Genomic DNA, 18,421 nt, shown 5'->3' with positions numbered 1-18,421 from the left:
ATTATGGAGAGTTTGATCCTGGCTCAGAGTGAACGCTGGCGGCGTGCTTAACACATGCAAGTCGAACGGTAACAGAACTAGCTTGCTAGTTGCTGACGAGTGGCGCACGGGTGAGTAATATATAGTTAATCTGCCTCGAAGATTGGGATAGCCATTGGAAACGATGATTAATACCAAATAGTCCTTCTCTACATAAGTAGAGTTGGTAAATGTTTTTTCGCTTCGAGATGAGACTATATCCCATCAGTTAGTTGGTAGTGTAAGAGACTACCAAGACAATGACGGGTAGCGGGTTTGAGAGGATGATCCGCCACACTGGTACTGAGACACGGACCAGACTCCTACGGGAGGCAGCAGTGAGGAATATTGCACAATGGGGGAAACCCTGATGCAGCAACGCCGCGTGGAGGATGACGCATTTCGGTGTGTAAACTCCTTTTATATGTCAAGAAAATGACGGTAGCATATGAATAAGCACCGGCTAACTCCGTGCCAGCAGCCGCGGTAATACGGAGGGTGCAAGCGTTACTCGGAATCACTGGGCGTAAAGGACGCGTAGGCGGGTTGGTAAGTCAGATGTGAAATCCTACAGCTTAACTGTAGAACTGCATTTGAAACTACTAACCTAGAGTATGGGAGGGGGAGATGGAATTAGTGGTGTAGGGGTAAAATCCGTAGATATCACTAGGAATACCGAAAGCGAAGGCGATCTCCTGGAACATTACTGACGCTAAGGCGTGAAAGCGTGGGGAGCAAACGGGATTAGATACCCCGGTAGTCCACGCCCTAAACGATGAACACTAGTCGTCGGGATGCTTGTCATCTCGGTGATGCACTTAACAGATTAAGTGTTCCGCCTGGGGAGTACGGTCGCAAGATTAAAACTCAAAGGAATAGACGGGGACCCGCACAAGTGGTGGAGCATGTGGTTTAATTCGAAGATACGCGAAGAACCTTACCTAGCCTTGACATTGATTGAACTCAGTAGAGATACAGAGGTGCCCTTCGGGGAGCATGAAAACAGGTGCTGCACGGCTGTCGTCAGCTCGTGTCGTGAGATGTTGGGTTAAGTCCCGCAACGAGCGCAACCCTCGTCTTTAGTTGCCAGCAGGTTAAGCTGGGCACTCTAAAGAGACTGCCTTCGCAAGGAGGAGGAAGGTGAGGACGACGTCAAGTCATCATGGCCCTTACGGCTAGGGCTACACACGTGCTACAATGGGGCGTACAGAGAGTTGCGATACCGCGAGGTGGAGCTAATCTCTTAAAGCGTCTCTCAGTTCGGATTGGAGTCTGCAACTCGACTCCATGAAGCTGGAATCACTAGTAATCGTAGATCAGCAATGCTACGGTGAATACGTTCCCGGGTCTTGTACTCACCGCCCGTCACACCATGGGAGTTGATTTCACCCGAAATTGGGAAGCTAACCTTCGGGAGGCTACCACTTACGGTGGAATTAGCGACTGGGGTGAAGTCGTAACAAGGTAACCGTAGGAGAACCTGCGGTTGGATCACCTCCTTTCTAGAGTAAAGAGTAAACATTCATTTGTTTATCTTACAAAGAAAATCTCATAAGGCGTAAAAGCCAATGCAGAAAAGAACTAAATTCTTTTCTGTCGAAGATATTAGTTATTATTAGTCTTTACTTGCTTAGTTTTCAGTGATCAGAATTCATTTGAATTATGAATTGATACTCTAACTCGAAAGAGTTTAGCTTTAGTGACCACAGCGGTCCAAGCGAGAGAAAGGGACTAGTTCCTTTGTCGGAATATCAGTAGACACTTTAGGGCCTATAGCTCAGCTGGTTAGAGTGCACCCCTGATAAGGGTGAGGTCCCAGGTTCAAGTCCTGGTAGGCCCACCATTTTTGTAAGAAATCAAATCCAAATACTTAAAATAAGTATTTGGATTTGGTTTTTAAACCAAAAAGTTCATTAAATTATAATTGTTAAAGTCAACATATAATAATAAGAAACGAATCGTATATTAAATTATAAGATAAGTCAATTATTAATTATAAACTAAATAACTACAATAAACAAATTACTAACTTGATTATTTGTTGAATATATATTTAGCTTTAGTGACCACAGCGGTCCAAGCGAAATTAAGGAACTTGTACCACAAGGGCATAAGCATTTCTTAATGGGAATATAAATGATACATTAACCAAGGTAGTGAACGCAAATTAGAATAACAAAGAGTAAGAGTTAAATCTTATTCAAACATTTTAATATTAATTAAAAAAGATATTAAGGGCCATAGGTGGATGCCTTGGCTAGTAGAGGCGATGAAAGACGTATTAGGCTGCGAAAAGCCTCGGGGAGCTGCCAAAGAGCTTTGATCCGGGGATTTCTGAATGGGGCGACCCAGCATGGAGCGATTCATGTTATCTATATTTATATAGAGGCGAACTCAGGGAAGTGAAACATCTCAGTACCTGAAGGAAAAGAAATCAAACGAGATTCCGAGAGTAGCGGCGAGCGAAATTGGATTAGGGCACTTAGTGATAATATAGATGTTAGCAGAACACTTTGGAAAGAGTGAGCATAGAGGGTGATACTCCCGTAAGCGAAAGCATTTATATGATACTAGACTAAGGAACGAGTAGGTCGGGACACGTGTTATCTTGACTGAATATGGGGGGACCACCCTCCAACCCTAAATACTACTACTAGACCGATAGCGAACAAGTACCGTGAGGGAAAGGTGAAAAGGACCGCGGTGAGCGGAGTGAAATAGAACCTGAAACCTATGGCTTACAATCATTCGGAGCACTATTGTATTACTTCGGTAATACAAGTGTGACGGACTGCCTTTTGCATAATGAGCCTGCGAGTTGTGGTATCTAGCAAGGTTAACCTAACGGGGAGCCGTAGCGAAAGCGAGTCTTAATAGGGCGACATAGTTAGATGCTGCAGACCCGAAACTAAGTGATCTATCCATGAGCAGGTTGAAGCTGGTGTAAGAGCCAGTGGAGGACCGAACCCGTACAGGTTGAAAACTGTTGGGATGACTTGTGGATAGGGGTGAAAGGCCAATCAAACTTAGTGATAGCTGGTTCTCTCCGAAATATATTTAGGTATAGCCTCGAGCATTAGCATACAGGGGTAGAGCACTGACAGGGCTAGGGCTGCTTACCGCGGTACCAAACCCTATCAAACTCCGAATACTGTATGTGTAACCTCGGGAGTCAGGCGTAGGGTGATAAAATCCTATGTCGAGAGGGGAACAACCCAGACTAACAGCTAAGGTCCCAAAGTTTTATCTAAGTGGAAAAGGATGTGGAGTTGCTGTGACAACCAGGAGGTTGGCTTAGAAGCAGCCATCCTTTAAAGAAAGCGTAACAGCTCACTGGTCTAGCGATTCTGCGCCGAAAATATAACGGGGCTAAGATAAACACCGAAGCTTTAGATTTGGTATAACTACCAAGTGGTAGGAGAGCGTTCCATTCAGCGCTGAAGGTATACCGGTAAGGAGTACTGGAGCGGATGGAAGTGAGCATGCAGGCATGAGTAGCGAGAAAAGGAATGAGAATTTCCTTCGCCGTAAACCCAAGGTTTCCTACGCGATGCTCGTCATCGTAGGGTTAGTCGGGACCTAAGTCGAGTCCGAAAGGGGTAGACGATGGCAAATAGGTTAATATTCCTATACCGACATTACATCATTTGAGTGATGGGGGGACGCATAGAGTTAAACGAGGTCACTGATGGAATAGTGGCTCGAAGGAAGTAGGTTGAGAAGTAGGAAAATCCGCTTCTCATGCAACCGAGATCTTACAGGCAGTTCAATCTCTTCGGAGAGCGAACTGAATCGTTGATACTGTCGTGCCGAGAAAAGCCTCTAAACGAGATGTAATGTTGCCCGTACCGTAAACCAACACAGGTGGGTGAGATGAGTATTCTAAGGCGCGTGGAAGAACCATTGTTAAGGAACTCTGCAAACTAGCACCGTATCTTCGGTATAAGGTGTGCCTTAAGTGTTAGGGAATTTACTTCCCAAAGCATTACAAGGTCGCAGCAAAGTGTCCCTCCCGACTGTTTACCAAAAACACAGCACTCTGCTAACTCGTAAGAGGATGTATAGGGTGTGACGCCTGCCCGGTGCTTGAATGTTAAAAGGATTGCTTAGCTTTGCGAAGGCATGAATTGAAGCACAAGTAAACGGCGGCCGTAACTATAACGGTCCTAAGGTAGCGAAATTCCTTGTCGGTTAAATACCGACCTGCATGAATGGCGTAACGAGATGGGAGCTGTCTCAACAATGGATCCAGTGAAATTGTAGTGGAGGTGAAAATTCCTCCTACCCGCGGAAAGACGGAAAGACCCCGTGCACCTTTACTATAGCTTGACACTGCTATTGGGATATTCATGTGCAGGATAGGTGGGAGCCATTGATTCATAGTCGCCAGATTATGATGAGGCAATCTTGAGATACCACCCTTGAATATTCTGATAGCTAACTCGGTACGATTATCTCGTGCGAGGACAATGTCTGGTGGGTAGTTTGACTGGGGCGGTCGCCTCCTAAAGAGTAACGGAGGCTTACAAAGGTTAGCTCAGAGGGGTTGGAAATCCCTCGTAGAGTATAATGGCATAAGCTAGCCTGACTGTAAGACATACAAGTCGAGCAGAGTCGAAAGACGGTCATAGTGATCCGGTGGTTCTGTGTGGAAGGGCCATCGCTCAAAGGATAAAAGGTACGCCGGGGATAACAGGCTGATCTCCCCCAAGAGCTCACATCGACGGGGAGGTTTGGCACCTCGATGTCGGCTCATCGCATCCTGGGGCTGGAGCAGGTCCCAAGGGTATGGCTGTTCGCCATTTAAAGCGGTACGCGAGCTGGGTTCAGAACGTCGTGAGACAGTTCGGTCCCTATCTTCCGTGGGCGTAGGAGAGTTGAAGAGAGCTGACCCTAGTACGAGAGGACCGGGTTGGACGTACCACTGGTGCACCAGTTGTTCTGCCAAGAGCATCGCTGGGTAGCTACGTACGGATGAGATAACCGCTGAAAGCATCTAAGCGGGAAGCCAACTCTAAGATGAACTCTCCCTGAAGATCGCAGTAAGACTAACTGCTTGATAGGCTGGATGTGTACGCAGAGCAATCTGTTTAGCTGACCAGTACTAATAGATCGTTTGTCTTTTTTATACATTTCTTTAATTAGAAATACAATTCGTTCACTACCTTGTTTAGTGTATTAGCGCTAAAGCGCAGAAGTTATTTAGTTCTTTGAAGATGTAAACTTAATAGGCAGTTTTAACTGTTTGTTTAGCCTTACAGAGGTCACAGCTTTAATATTTAATTGCTTTGCAACAAAATATTCAACCAATGACCCCGATTATCTACTAAGATGATGTTGTACCCCACTTACGCTTTAGCGACGGGAGTATCGGCTTTTAGAGCCAGACTTTAGCAATTAATATTTAATGAGTACTCACTCATATTGACTCATACAGTCACATATAAAAATACTTAGGTATCTTTATATGTGATTGTCTAGGTGGCTATAGAGAGAGGGAAACGCCTGGTCCCATTCCGAACCCAGAAGCTAAGCCTCTCATCGCTGATAATACTGCAGATTGCATCTGTGGGAATGTAGGTCGCTGCCTAGTTGATCATTTCTTACTTACTTCTTCAACTATTTTTACTAATACCTTTATTTATTCTGATACCTTCTACTTTTTTTACTTTTTACTTTTTACTTTTTCCTTTTTTAGTATTGTACAATTGTACAATATACAACTTTTTAAATATAGTATATCATTACATAAATTAACTATATTTATGGAGATTAAAATGTCAAAAATAATTGGAAAAATAGATAGTATAGATGGTGTATTTTATGTTAAACAAGCTAATGGTGAGCTCAATAAAATTTTAAAAGACTCTAAAATACATGAAGGTGATATTATTATTGGAGATTCTTCTAATAAGAATATTGATAGTTTAAGTGTAAGTATGGCAGATGGATATGAAGATGTTATAGTTATGAGTAATCACTCTCAATTGTTTGATTCATCTTTAGTTTCACAAGAATACTCTGAGCATGATACTGTGACAGAAAAAGAGACAATAGAATCAATTAGGGAAGATTTATACAATGATGTTAATATAGATGAAATTGATACAGCATCTGGTGTTGAATCTATTGCCTCATCGGAGGGTGGGGAAGCTGTATTTGCTGAAGCTAATAATGATAGTGTTAATATTAATGTAGAAGTGGCCAAAAGTAAACAAGATATTTTAGAAAAGACAAATGATAGCAATAAAGTAGATGATGAAGTAGTTCAAGTTTATAATGATGATAAATCAAACTCTATTGTAGAAAATGTAAATGATGCTCCTGTGGCTATTGATGATAATAACTCGGATTATACAGTTACTTTAACAGACACAATAACTTCAAATATTACAATAGATAACTCAGATAGTATAAGCTTAAAAGGAAAAGAGAATTTTCAATTAGATATATCTGTAACCCCTGATGGAGAACAAGGAAACTACGATATTATTTTCAATAAAGAAAATACAGTAGAGCTTGCATTTACAAATGATGGACACTTACAGTTTGCAATGAGAACTGATGATGAAGCATGGGTATGGCATAAAACTGATGTAGAATATACTCCAAATGAGATAAATAATATTACCTTTAGTTACGATGGAGAGAATGTAACCATCACAAATACAGATGCTAATGGGATAACAGATAGTTATTCAAAGAGTTATACTGGTGGTATAGTTGATTATGGTAACGATATGATGATAGGTAATCGTCCATACGGTGGAGGTAGATACTCCATGGATGGTGAAGTGGATGATATCTCAATGAGTATAGATGGAGTAGAAGTAGTACATTTAGATTTTGAAGGTATAAACCCATTAACAGATAGTTCTGGAAATGGAAATGACGCAACTCTTAGTTCCGGAGCTGGTTTAGTTGTAAATAATAGTATAGAAACAAATGAAGATACTTCTATAACTATTTATTCATCTGAAATATTGACAAATGATACAGATATAGATGGTGATAGACTCAGTATAATTAATGTTGATGCTAATGTAGATACTCATGGTACTATAAGCTTAGATGCCCAAGGAAATGTACTCTTTACTCCAGAGCCAAATTACAATGGCGAGGCTTCATTCAGTTACACTATCAGTGATGGACAAGGTGGTACTGATACAGCAATAGTTACCCTTAATGTAAACAGTGTTAATGATATGCCAACATTAGATGTACAGTCAACCGCTTCGATGGATGAAGATGGAAGTATAACTATTTCTTACAATGCTTCAGACATAGATAGTGTTAGTCTGGAAGTGACAGCTTCTTCTGATCATGGGGAGGTACATATTAATGATAATGGGACTTTGACTTTTACACCAAATGACAACTATAATGGTGATGCAAATATTACTTTACAAGCAGTAGACAGTAATGGCGCCATGAAAACTAAAAATGTATCTGTAAATATAAATGCACTAGAAGATTCACCAGATGCAGTTGATGATGGTTCAAGCAGTTCTATCATACTTACAGACACAATAACTTCAAATATTACAATAGATAACTCAGATAGTATAAGCTTAAAAGGAAAAGAGAATTTTCAATTAGATATATCTGTAACCCCTGATGGAGAACAAGGAAACTACGATATTATTTTCAATAAAGAAAATACAGTAGAGCTTGCATTTACAAATGATGGACACTTACAGTTTGCAATGAGAACTGATGATGAAGCATGGGTATGGCATAAAACTGATGTAGAATATACTCCAAATGAGATAAATAATATTACCTTTAGTTACGATGGAGAGAATGTAACCATCACAAATACAGATGCTAATGGGATAACAGATAGTTATTCAAAGAGTTATACTGGATGTTGTATTTGAATATACAGTTAGTGATGGAAATGGTGGAACTAACATGGGAAGCGTAACTGTGAATGTAACAGGTACAGATGAAGGTCAAGATTTACAATATAGAAATATTAATGATGGACATGAAAGTCGTAATGATTATACAGGGGATACGCTCACAACAGGTAATGGTAATGATATAATTAGAGTAGATGATGATGTGGAAGATGGTAAAGTTATTAATACTGGAGCAGGAGATGATATATTTATTCTGGGTGATGATTTAGATGAAGGTTCATTAAATACTGGTAGTGGTAATGATACTGTAAATATTCATGGTGATTTAGGTGATTATAGTGGAGAAGTTGGACATATTAATACAGGTGATGGAGATGATACCATAGAGGTAGGAAAAATAAAAGTTGATTCTACTATTGATACTGGTGCTGGAGATGATAGTGTAACCCTTCATGATGTAAGTTCTACTTTTGATGATGGAAGTGTTAAGCTAGGAAGTGGAAATGATACACTAACAATTGAAGATAACTTATCTGGAACAAATGCTGAATTAGATGGAGGAGAAGGACTTGACACTTTAGTTATGCAAGGAGATATGAATATTGACTTTAGAGGATTATCTGATAATATCTCAAATTTTGAGACTATTGATTTAGGAATAGGTGAGCAAAATATAACTTCATTAAGTGTTGATGATGTTTTAACAATGACAGATGATAATAATATTCTTCGTATAGATGGAGATACTTCTGATAGTATAAATCTTGATATATCAGGTGCAGATGCCGAGTGGAAATTGGGTGATTTTAAAACAGATACTGAAACAGGTGCAACTTTTCAAGAATATACAAGTGGAGAAGGTGATAGTACAGTTTCACTAGAAATAAGTACAGACATAGAAATTATAGAGAGTTAATTATTTAAAAGTAAAACTAAGGCTACTTTATCATTTACATGAAGTTTGGAAAAGATTGAACTTGTGTGAGCTTTTACCGTTCTTGGTGTTATTGACATTATTTTGGCAATAGCATCATTTGTTAAACCTTCTAAGATATGGTAGAGAGTTTCTATCTCTTTTTGTGTAAGTCTTTTTTCTAAAAAACCTCTTACTTCTTCACTTAAAGGTCTGTTTTCCTTTTTTGCTAAAGATGCTGTTAATTCTGGATAAGTCCAAATTAGATTCTTTTTAAGAGTTTGTATCATTTGCATATAGTGATGTTTTAACATTCTTGAATTTCCATAAGCTTTAACACCATGAGATATAAGCATTTTGCCAGTTGTAATTTCTGGTACTCTTTCTAAAACTACTACATTTTTTGGCAGAGTGTTTGATGAAATAAGTTTATTTACTTCATTTGCCAAGCTGTCATAGTCAGTTATTAAAACAAAAGAGCTTAGATTTGTTTCTTCTATCATACTTTTTAGTAAGTTTATATTATCAAATACTAAAGGTTTTGTTTCACTTTTTTTCTTCCATTCATCTATGAGGTTTAAATCAGAACTAAAAAGTATGATATGCATCTTATCTCTCCGAAAATACATATTGTTTAGACTTTAAAATAGGTTTTAAAATATACTGCATTATGGTTTTTTGCCCTGTTACAATATCAACGCTAGCAGTCATACCTGGTATGATTTGAAGTGGATTATCATCTGTACCTAAATGATTCTTAGTTGTTACAACATGAATTATATAAAAAGTATTTTCCTTTTTATCTGTTATAGTATCAGGAGATATATTTAAAACTTTTCCTTCAAGCCCACCATGGATAGCAAAATCATAAGCGGATATTTTTACTTTAGCAGCTGCTCCTGGATGCAAAAATGCTATATCACTTGGTTTTATTTTAATCTCTAAATACAGTTTTTCATTTGTTGGAACTATCTCAACTAAATCGGCCCCTGGCTTTACCACTCCACCTACAGTATGAATAAAAAGTTTTTGAACGATGCCATCAACAGGAGATCTAACCATAGTTCTCTCCACTTGGTCACTAAAAGCGATTTGTTGAGTTTTTAGTCTTGATATTTCTGCTGTTACTTCATTTAACTCTTTTTTTGCACTGTTTATAAAAATTTGTTTTGATTCTAGTCGCTTATGTCTATACTCTGATATAGCAGAAGAAAGACGAGGTAGAGAAAGTTTAGCAGCTATAATATTGTTCTCTATTTCATTTGCTTCTCTTTTTAATTTTAAAAAATCTACTTTAGATTTTATACCTTCTCTTACCATTGGTACTGTCATTTTAATCTCTTCGCTAACATATCTAAGGGATTTTTCAAAAGATGTAACTCTAGCTTTTGCTTCTTTATATTCTTGTTTTCTTTGTTGAATTTGTTCTATTAAAGCATTGTCTTTTGCATTAAATTCTAGTTTATCAGATTCATAAAGATTTTTTGCCAATATTATTTGTTTTTTTAACTCTAAGTCTGTTGTTTCTAAGTTTTGAAAATTAAGTTGATTTGCTTCTGCAAATAGCCTTAGTTTTTTTGCCTCTAGTTCTTGAAATTTCATTTTATTTGTTTTTGAAGATGAAAGTGATTTTGCATTATTTATTTTTAAAATCACCTCTCCTTTTTTTACAAGTTGTCCTTCAGAGATTAAAATTTCTTCAACTATACCACCTTCTAAGTTTTGTATAATTTGATTTTGACCATAGGGTATTACATCACCACTACCTCTTGTTATTTCATCTATCTCAGCTAGCGATGCCCAGATAATAAAAAGAAAATTGTTAATAACCAGATTTTTATAACTCTGCTAACCTTGGTTGGAGATTGAACTAAAATAGCCGAACTTAAACTATTCATAAAATCATAATCTTTTTCTGTAAATTCTAAATTTTTATTTTGTTTCATTTTATTTACCTCCACCTTGGAGTTGTTTTAGTGCTTCTTGTTTTGGAGCGTCTATAAAAACTTTACCATCATTTATAACTATAACTCTCTCTACTATTTTTAAAAGAGTCATCTTCTGTGTTACAAGTAAAGATGTAGTTCCTTTTAGACTCTTTTGTAAATTTTTGAGTAGATTTGCTTCTGTAATTTGATCCATAGCATTACTTGGTTCATCCATAAGCATTATAGGAGCACTTAGTAAAAATGCTCTAGCAATTCCTATGCTTTGTCTTTGTCCACCAGATAGACCTTGACCTCTTTCACCAATAGGCATCTCATAACCCTTAGGATGCTTTTTAATAAACTCTGAAGCACCACTAACATTTGCTGCTCTAATCATTGCTGAGTCATTTACATGAGTTGCTCTATAAATAATGTTTTCTTTTACAGTTCCACGAAATAGCATAATATCTTGAGAAACATAACCCATGTTTTTTCTCAAATCTGCTGGATCGATTTGTTGTATATCTATGCCATCTATTAGTATCTGACCAGAATCAGCCTCATAAAGACCCAAAATTAATTTTTGAACAGTACTTTTACCAGAACCTATGCGACCTATGATAGCTACATGCTCTCCTGATTTTATTTCAAACGATACATTTCTTAAAGCTGGAACTTCAGTATTTGGATATGTAAATGTTACATTAACAAACTCAATATGCCCAGTAAAGTTAGGTCGTTCAACAAACTTTTTACCATCAGGTCTTTCACTTGGTTGAGAGATAATATCATTTAGTGTTTCATAGGAAGTTTTTGTATCTTCATAGTTTGTAAGAAGTGCAGCAACTTGTCCCATCGGCGCTAGAGTTCTTGAAGTAAGAATTACAATAGCGATTAAACCACCCATAGAAAGTTCAAAACCCTGAATTAGATAAACTCCATATACTATAATCATTACAGTATTTAACTGTATGAGAAGCTGAGTTATAGTTGGTATAGATGCTGAGAGTAAACGAGATTTTAAACTTTTACTAGCTATTTCTCCCGTTGATTCTTCCCATTTATATTGTACTTGATTTAGAGTTCCTAATGTTTTTAAGGTTTCTATATTGTTGAGAGTTTCTATAAGTATAGAGCTTTTTTTCGCACTTGCTTCATGTGTGCTTTGGATACTTTGTCGTAAAGGTTTTTTAATTATGATGGCATAAGATAAAATTAAAAGCATAGTAAGCATAGGAATTATAACAATACTTCCTCCAATATAAGCAATAACAGCTAAAAATATTACAGCAAAAGGAAGATCAATAATAGCAGCCATAGTAGCATTTGTTAAAAAACTTCGTATAGAATCAAAATCTTTGAGATTGCTAGAAAATGAACCAACAGATGCTGGGTGATTTGCCATTTTGAGATTTAGTACTTTTTCAAAGATGATAGAAGACATGATTATATCACTCTTTTTTGCGGCATTTTCAAGTAAGTAAGTTCTTGTAAACTTTAAAAAGGTATCTAGTATATAGATAACACTTACCCCAAGAGCAAAAACCCAAAGAGTTTCAATAGCGTTATTTGGTACAACTCTGTCATAAACATTCATAGTAAAAAGTGGAGATGCTAAAACAAAAAGGTTTATAAGAAGTGAAGCATATAAAACATCTTTATAGATGCCAGAAGATAGTTTAATAGTACTCCAAAACCAATGTTTTTGATTTAAGTTAAGTGTTCTAGAATTTTCATCAGCATATTCAAAAGCTTTTTTAACCATAAAACCAAAACCAATATACTCATCTTCAAGTACATCAGCATCTACCCATTGTTCTATTGCTTCTTCTGCAGGCATAATTATTTTTATCTGTTTTGAATCATCGCTAAATCTATCTAATATACAAGCACTCTGATTTGAAAGAAGTATAATCATAGGTAGTTGTAATGGAGATATCTGAGATAGAGGTCTTTTAATAAGACTTGATTTTAAACCTGCTTTTCCTGCAGCGCGAGAAAAAAGCCCTTTAGCGTTGTTAATAGAGAAAAGTTCAGGTGCTTCTGCTCCTGGTTCTATTGGAAGACCAGCTGTTAGAGCCTCAGCAGAAAACGGCTTGTGATAAAGTTTTGTAAAAAGAACCAAACAATCAAGCAAGGCGTCCATTCTTAAGTTGTCAGCATTAGTAATTAGCATATATAACCTTTAAGTTATTTTGATAAATCAACATTTGAATAAACAATACTGTTATCATCAACAACAGCACCAACTAAAGTTCCCATGGCATCTAAGATTCTGTACTTTGCAAAAAGCATACTGTACTCTGTATTTATAAGTTGTGCTTTAGAACCTATAAAGTCATTTTGAGCAGATAAAAGGTCTAAAAGTGAACGGCGCCCTAAATCATATTCTTTTGAGTAAAGAGTGAGAGTTTTAAGTGAAAATTTTTTGTAATCTTTTAGATGAACTAGTTGTTCGTCCAATTTTTTATTTGCTGCCCATGAAAGATTTAAGCCTTCAACTACTTGTCTTTTTAAAATATTTTTACTTTCTTGTTCTTGGTACATATTACTTAAGCTTTTTTGTAAAGAGGCGTGATCTGCAAAACCATTAAAAAAGTTATATTTTAGATATGCCATCGCACGAAACTTGTCATTTTCACCTTGAATTCCACTTAAGTTTTTATTCATTGATTGAGATACTTCTATATCGATTGATGGATAAAAAGGTGCTTTTTTTTCTTTGTAAGTTGCTTTTGCAAACTCTATATTATATTTACTAACTAAAAGAGATGGGTTGTTTTGAAGTGCAAACTCTTTAGTATAATGAACCCCTAAAACTGAACCAGTAAAATTTGTTTTCTTATTTCAAAAATGATAAAATTGAAATAGAGAATATAGGAATTAAATATGAATGCAAAAAGAAAAAGTTATAGTGCAAATTTTAAAGCAAAAGTAGTACTGGAAGTTTTAGAGGGTGAAAAAACTGTTAATGAAATAGCTAGTGGATATGAAGTCCTACCTCTAAGTTTAAGAAATTGGAAAAAACAGTTTCTTGAGAATATGTCATTAGCATTTGATAAAAGTACTGTTGTAAAAGAATACAAAGATGAAATTGATACTCTTAAATATGAAAAAGATGCAATTGCAAAAAAACTTGGAGAGACAATTGTTGAGAAGGATTTTCTTGTGGAAAAGCTAAAAAGCTTGGCCTCATCTAAAGAGAGAAAAACTCTACTTGATGCTAAGCATAAATTATCACAGAATAAGCAGTGTCAATTGCTACAGGTAAGTAAGTCGAGTTTGTACTATACTCCAACTAAACCGTTTAGTAGAGGTAAAGACTTGAAAATATTAGATGCTATAAATAATATATATTCAGACTTTCCATCATATGGAAGTAGAAGAATTCATGCTCAACTTTTAAGAGATGGGTATAGCATAGGGAAAAAGTTCGTTAAGAAAGCTATGAAGTATATGGGTATAGAAGCCTTGTATCCTAAGCCTAAGACCACTACAGCAAACAAAGAACATTATAAGTATCCATATCTCCTAAAAGATTTTAGAGATTATGCTGGACGTGTTGTAATTGAAAAAACTAATCAAGTCTGGAGTACAGATATTACTTATATCAAACTGGAAAAAGGCTTTGTATATTTAGCCGCAATAATAGATTGGCATAGTAAAAAAATACTCTCATGGAAACTTTCTAACACAATGGATATTTCCTTAGTTAAAAGTGTGTTAAATGAAGCACTCGCATTTTATCCTAAACCAGAGATATTTAACACAGACCAGGGAAGTCAATATACTTCAAAAGTTCATGTTGATATTCTCAAAAAACACAACATTAAAATTTCAATGGATGGAAAAGGTAGAGCTACTGATAATATTTGCATCGAAAGATTCTGGCGAAGTATTAAGTATGAAGAAATTTATCTGAATGAATATAAGAATATAAAATCTCTCAATCGAGCAATAAAAATATATATGAACTCTTACAACAAAAAAAGATTACATTCGGCGATTGGATATAAAACTCCAAATGAAGTTTATTATAAAGCTGTCAATAATTTAGATCCTAAAGGAGCAAAACTGTTACCACTGGTATCGTAAAGAGGTAAAATAAGAAAACTTGTTTTACTGGTCTTGAAAAAGGGAACCATTATACTATATGCTGCTGATAAAGTTCTTTGTTCTTGTGCTTTTACTTGGTATGAAGTTTCAAATCCTTTAAAAAGATTTTGTGTGTAAGTTAAGGAATTTTGATAAACACTTAGGCTTAAAGAATCAACAGGATTGTTGTTTTTATCTCTAAGTGTTGTGATTGCATTTACATCTTTTTTCTCATTTTTCTCTATCCCTCCGCCGAGAGATAACTCTAGTTTTGGATAGTAACCAGACTTTGCACTTGTAATATCTTCTTTTGTGGAGTTATAGTTTTTTAGTCTTTCTAAGATGATAGGGTTAGTGGATAAAACTTCATTTATAGTTGTTTTTAAGTCTTGTGCATTAAGTGAGCAGATGAGTAAGGTGCTTAAAAGTAGTTTTAATTTCATATTAAATTGCCTTATTAATGATATTTTATAAGAACAATTGTACACTATCTAAATAAAAAAAGAACATAAGTATCAAAAAAATCTTAACTATGTTATAATCTAAATCAATTCAAGACAGTGGAAAATGATATATGCTCTCATCAGATGTAAGTTCTATTTTAAATAACAAAGATAGACTATTGACTCAAACTTATTTTGATTTGCAAAAATATTTTGAAGAAAAATATGGAACCAATACCGTAGTATTTATGGAGATAGGAACTTTTTTTGAAGTATATGAAGTAAACAATGATGAAGAGCAAGTTGGAAAAGCCAAAGAGATAGCAGAGCTTTTGAACATTCAACTAACTAAAAAAAATAAAAGCATTATAGAAAATTCAGATAAAAACCCTCTTTTAGCAGGTGTTCCTGCTGTTTCTTTTGAACGATACTTAAGTCGTTTAATAGGTGAGCAAAAATATACCATAGTTGTTGTAAAACAAAAAGGTAATCCACCAAAAATAACTAGACACATAGCACAAATAATTTCCCCTGGTACAAACTTTGAGCATATTGTAGATAATGATGACAATTATATAGTTTCTATTTTAGTTGATAAACACAAAGGCATCTACACTGTAGGTTATTCTGCCATAGATGTGACTACTGGTAAGACTTGGCTTTATGAAACTCATGGAACAAGTGAAGATCCATCTTATGCTTTAGATGAAGTTTTTAATCTTTTAAACATATATAGAACTGCAGAAGTGGTTTTGAGTTTTTTAGATGGTGTTGATGATCAACGACATGTCTTGCAATACCTTGAAATTCCTGAACATTATCACTACTCTGTAAATAACCAAAGACCTAAGATTGATTTTCAAAACAAGTTATTTAAAGAAGTTTACCAAATCCAATCTCTTCTTTCTCCAATAGAGCATCTAGACCTAGAACGCTCTCCTATGATTAGTGAATCTTTAGCGGTTTTAATCCACTTTGTCATAGAACATGATATGCATATAGTTCAGAAGCTAAATATGCCACGCCTTATAGACAATCGTCGTTTTATGTATTTAGGAAATAATGCGCTTGAACAAGTTGGCATAATCTCTAAAGATAGGAACGAGTTTACACTTTTAAAACTTATGGACAAAAGTTCTACTGCTATTGGTCGCAGACTATTAAAAGAGAGACTGCTTAACCCAATAATGGAAAAAGATGAACTTGAAAGAAGATATAACCTCATAGAAAAAGTATCTTCACATACAAGATTTTTAGATGAAACAATGCGTGGCATCTATGACCTTGAAAGACTATCTCGTAGATTAAACCTAGGGCGACTTCATCCTTTTGAGATGAACCATGTTTATGAGTCTATGATAAGCGTTAAAGACTTAATGAACTATGTTAAAAAGTATAAAATTCAACGCACTCCCTTTAATGAAAGTGAAGTTGATGAGTTCTTAAGAGATATATCTAAAAGTATAGACCTTGATGTATCAAGACGCTTTACTTCAAATACTATTGATGAGAATTTTTTAAAGAGTGGTGTCGATGAATCAGTAGATATTTTGGTTGAAGAAAACTCTACAATTTTAATTGCCTTTGAAGACATAATGGAAAAGATTCAACAGATGCTAGAATCTGTAAACTCAAACAGCTCAAAAGGTTTAGTTTCTCTTGGCATCTTAGAAAAAGAGGGTTATTATATATCTCTAAGTAAAAACCGCTTTTCTATGATAGAAAAAGAGTTTAACGCTCATGAGGATTTTAAAGATTTTGTAGTAAAAAAACTTACAAATAGTGTAAAAATTACATCTTCTTTTACAGATGTACTGTCTGATAAAATCATGAAAAACCGTAGAAAAATCGTTGTTTTAGTAAAAGATAGATTTGTTAATCTTCAGGGCATCTATGAAAGACGATACTCTTTACTCTTTGATAGAGTCATCTCTTATGTATCAGACTTAGATGTTGGTGTTAGTTCATCAAAAGTAGCACAGCAGTACAAACACTCAAGACCTATGATAGTTGATGTAGAAGGTGATGAAAATTTTATGCAAATCATGCAACTTAGACATCCTCTCATCGAGATTCAAGAGAGAGGTGGCATCTATGTTCCAAATGATGTAGTTATGGGAAATCGTAATTATATGGATTTACCACACCCAAAAACAGTTATGCTTGAAGTTGATGTTCATGATGGACATGACATAAATGGTGTTCTTTTATATGGCATAAACTCAAGTGGAAAAAGTTCTTTGATGAAGAGTATTGGTATCGCAACTCTTATGGCTCAGTCTGGGTTTTTTGTGAGTGCTGCTGTTATGAAATTTTCTATTTTTGATTCTCTTTTTACTAGAATAGTTTCAAAAGATAATCTTGCCAAGGGTCTTTCGACTTTTGCAGTAGAGATGCTTGAACTTAAAAATATTTTCAATCGTGCAACAGTTCGCTCTCTTGTTTTGGGTGATGAGATAAGTCATGGAACAGAAACACTCTCTGGTGTTGCCATAGTTTCTAGTGCGATTATTAAACTTGCAAAATTACGCTCACTTTTTCTTTTTGCAACCCACCTTCACCAACTCTCTACAATGAAAGAAATTACAATGCTTGATAATGTTGTTAATTTACATTTGAGCGTTGAGTATGATGAGAGTAAAGATTTACTACTTTTTAATAGAATTTTACAAGGTGGAAGTGGTAGTAGCATCTATGGTTTAGAGTTTGCAAAATCACTTCATATGGATAGTGAATTTTTAGAAATAGCAAATAAGATAAGAAAAAGACTTGCAAATGATTTTGATGAGTTAGAACTTTTAGTTAAAAAGAAAAAGAGCAAGTACAATAAAGAACTATATGTGACAAAATGTGTAATTTGTGGAGCGATGGCAGAAGATGTTCACCATATATCTCAGCGTTCTCTGGCTGATAAGGCTGGTTTTATAGGACATTTTCATAAAGATAATAAGCATAATCTTGTTCCGCTTTGTAAAGAACATCACAATGACATACATAGCGGTAAACTTAAAGTAGATGGTTTTATGATGACATCTAATGGTCTTGAACTTCAGTTTGAAGAACAGATGCGTAAACCTGCAAAAGTAGAAGTTATAGAACCTGAAATAAATGAAAAAAAAGATGATGAGCCAAAAGAGTTTGTATTAGATGACTGGTAAA

The 18,421-nt window shown here is 35.6% G+C and carries 9 protein-coding genes, 1 tRNA gene, 3 rRNA genes and 1 pseudogene; 8 read left to right on the top strand and 6 right to left on the bottom strand.

Annotated elements, in window-relative coordinates:
• The 6 genes from MOV50_RS01770 (at position 1) to MOV50_RS01745 (ending at position 8,799) form a co-directional block, all read left to right on the top strand.
• A 16S ribosomal RNA gene (locus tag MOV50_RS01770) occupies positions 1–1,520 on the top strand.
• A gap of 264 nt (positions 1,521–1,784) precedes the next feature.
• A tRNA-Ile gene (locus tag MOV50_RS01765) sits at positions 1,785–1,861 on the top strand.
• Positions 1,862–2,239: 378 nt separating this feature from the next.
• Positions 2,240–5,147, top strand: a 23S ribosomal RNA gene (locus MOV50_RS01760).
• Positions 5,148–5,495: 348 nt separating this feature from the next.
• A 5S ribosomal RNA gene (rrf, locus tag MOV50_RS01755) occupies positions 5,496–5,611 on the top strand.
• The 16S, 23S and 5S rRNA genes sit together here with 1 tRNA gene alongside, the layout of an rRNA operon.
• Positions 5,612–5,795: 184 nt before the next feature.
• Complete coding sequence (locus MOV50_RS01750) at positions 5,796–7,898, top strand: tandem-95 repeat protein (RefSeq protein ID WP_321778722.1); 2,103 nt, start codon at positions 5,796–5,798, stop codon at positions 7,896–7,898.
• A gap of 34 nt (positions 7,899–7,932) precedes the next feature.
• Entirely contained in the window at positions 7,933–8,799 is an 867-nt protein-coding gene (locus MOV50_RS01745) for a hypothetical protein (RefSeq protein ID WP_321778721.1), read from the top strand.
• On the opposite strand, the gene MOV50_RS01740 is transcribed toward MOV50_RS01745, so the two are convergent.
• The 5 genes and pseudogenes from MOV50_RS01740 to MOV50_RS01720 all read right to left on the bottom strand — a co-directional run.
• Complete coding sequence (locus tag MOV50_RS01740) at positions 8,796–9,404, bottom strand: response regulator transcription factor (RefSeq protein ID WP_321778720.1); 609 nt, start codon at positions 9,402–9,404, stop codon at positions 8,796–8,798. The genes MOV50_RS01745 and MOV50_RS01740 overlap by 4 nt on opposite strands.
• Before the next feature lies 1 nt (position 9,405).
• Positions 9,406–10,572, bottom strand: a complete 1,167-nt coding sequence (locus MOV50_RS01735) for an HlyD family type I secretion periplasmic adaptor subunit (RefSeq protein WP_321779692.1) — start codon at positions 10,570–10,572, stop codon at positions 9,406–9,408.
• A gap of 14 nt (positions 10,573–10,586) precedes the next feature.
• On the bottom strand, positions 10,587–10,742 hold the full coding sequence (locus MOV50_RS01730) for a hypothetical protein (RefSeq protein WP_321778719.1): 156 nt from the start codon (positions 10,740–10,742) through the stop codon (positions 10,587–10,589).
• A 1-nt stretch (position 10,743) separates the two neighbouring features.
• Positions 10,744–12,900, bottom strand: a complete 2,157-nt coding sequence (locus tag MOV50_RS01725; RefSeq protein WP_321778718.1) for a type I secretion system permease/ATPase — start codon at positions 12,898–12,900, stop codon at positions 10,744–10,746.
• 14 nt (positions 12,901–12,914) lie between these two features.
• Positions 12,915–13,502, bottom strand: a pseudogene (locus MOV50_RS01720) (TolC family protein); the annotation flags it as partial.
• Between the two features lie 111 nt (positions 13,503–13,613).
• Between MOV50_RS01720 and MOV50_RS01715 the strand changes: the two are divergent.
• Positions 13,614–14,819 (top strand): IS3 family transposase, encoded by a 1,206-nt coding sequence (locus MOV50_RS01715; RefSeq protein WP_321777475.1) that lies wholly within the window; start codon positions 13,614–13,616, stop codon positions 14,817–14,819.
• Here the strand turns inward: MOV50_RS01715 and MOV50_RS01710 are convergent.
• On the bottom strand, positions 14,759–15,262 hold the full coding sequence (locus tag MOV50_RS01710; protein WP_321778717.1) for a TolC family protein: 504 nt from the start codon (positions 15,260–15,262) through the stop codon (positions 14,759–14,761). The genes MOV50_RS01715 and MOV50_RS01710 overlap by 61 nt on opposite strands.
• A 131-nt stretch (positions 15,263–15,393) precedes the next feature.
• Between MOV50_RS01710 and MOV50_RS01705 the strand changes: the two genes are divergently transcribed.
• Positions 15,394–18,420 carry a MutS-related protein gene (locus tag MOV50_RS01705; protein WP_321778716.1) on the top strand — a complete coding sequence of 1,009 codons (3,027 nt, stop codon included), beginning with the start codon at positions 15,394–15,396 and terminating at the stop codon, positions 18,418–18,420.
• Position 18,421: the final 1 nt, after the last annotated feature.

It is taken from the genome of Sulfurimonas sp. (assembly GCF_029027585.1).
Taxonomy (GTDB): Bacteria; Campylobacterota; Campylobacteria; order Campylobacterales; family Sulfurimonadaceae; genus Sulfurimonas.
This window is presented reverse-complemented; position numbering and strand designations above follow the sequence as displayed.

Excerpts from the sequence above, each read along its gene's own strand:
- MOV50_RS01705 (WP_321778716.1), top strand. The coding sequence starts at position 15,394 with ATGCTCTCATCAGATGTAAGTTCTATTTTAAATAACAAAGATAGACTA.
- MOV50_RS01740 (WP_321778720.1), bottom strand. The coding sequence starts at position 9,404 with ATGCATATCATACTTTTTAGTTCTGATTTAAACCTCATAGATGAATGG.
- MOV50_RS01750 (WP_321778722.1), top strand. The coding sequence starts at position 5,796 with ATGTCAAAAATAATTGGAAAAATAGATAGTATAGATGGTGTATTTTAT.
- MOV50_RS01715 (WP_321777475.1), top strand. The coding sequence starts at position 13,614 with ATGAATGCAAAAAGAAAAAGTTATAGTGCAAATTTTAAAGCAAAAGTA.
- MOV50_RS01725 (WP_321778718.1), bottom strand. The coding sequence starts at position 12,900 with ATGCTAATTACTAATGCTGACAACTTAAGAATGGACGCCTTGCTTGAT.
- MOV50_RS01745 (WP_321778721.1), top strand. The coding sequence starts at position 7,933 with ATGGGAAGCGTAACTGTGAATGTAACAGGTACAGATGAAGGTCAAGAT.
- MOV50_RS01730 (WP_321778719.1), bottom strand. The coding sequence starts at position 10,742 with ATGAAACAAAATAAAAATTTAGAATTTACAGAAAAAGATTATGATTTT.
- MOV50_RS01710 (WP_321778717.1), bottom strand. The coding sequence starts at position 15,262 with ATGAAATTAAAACTACTTTTAAGCACCTTACTCATCTGCTCACTTAAT.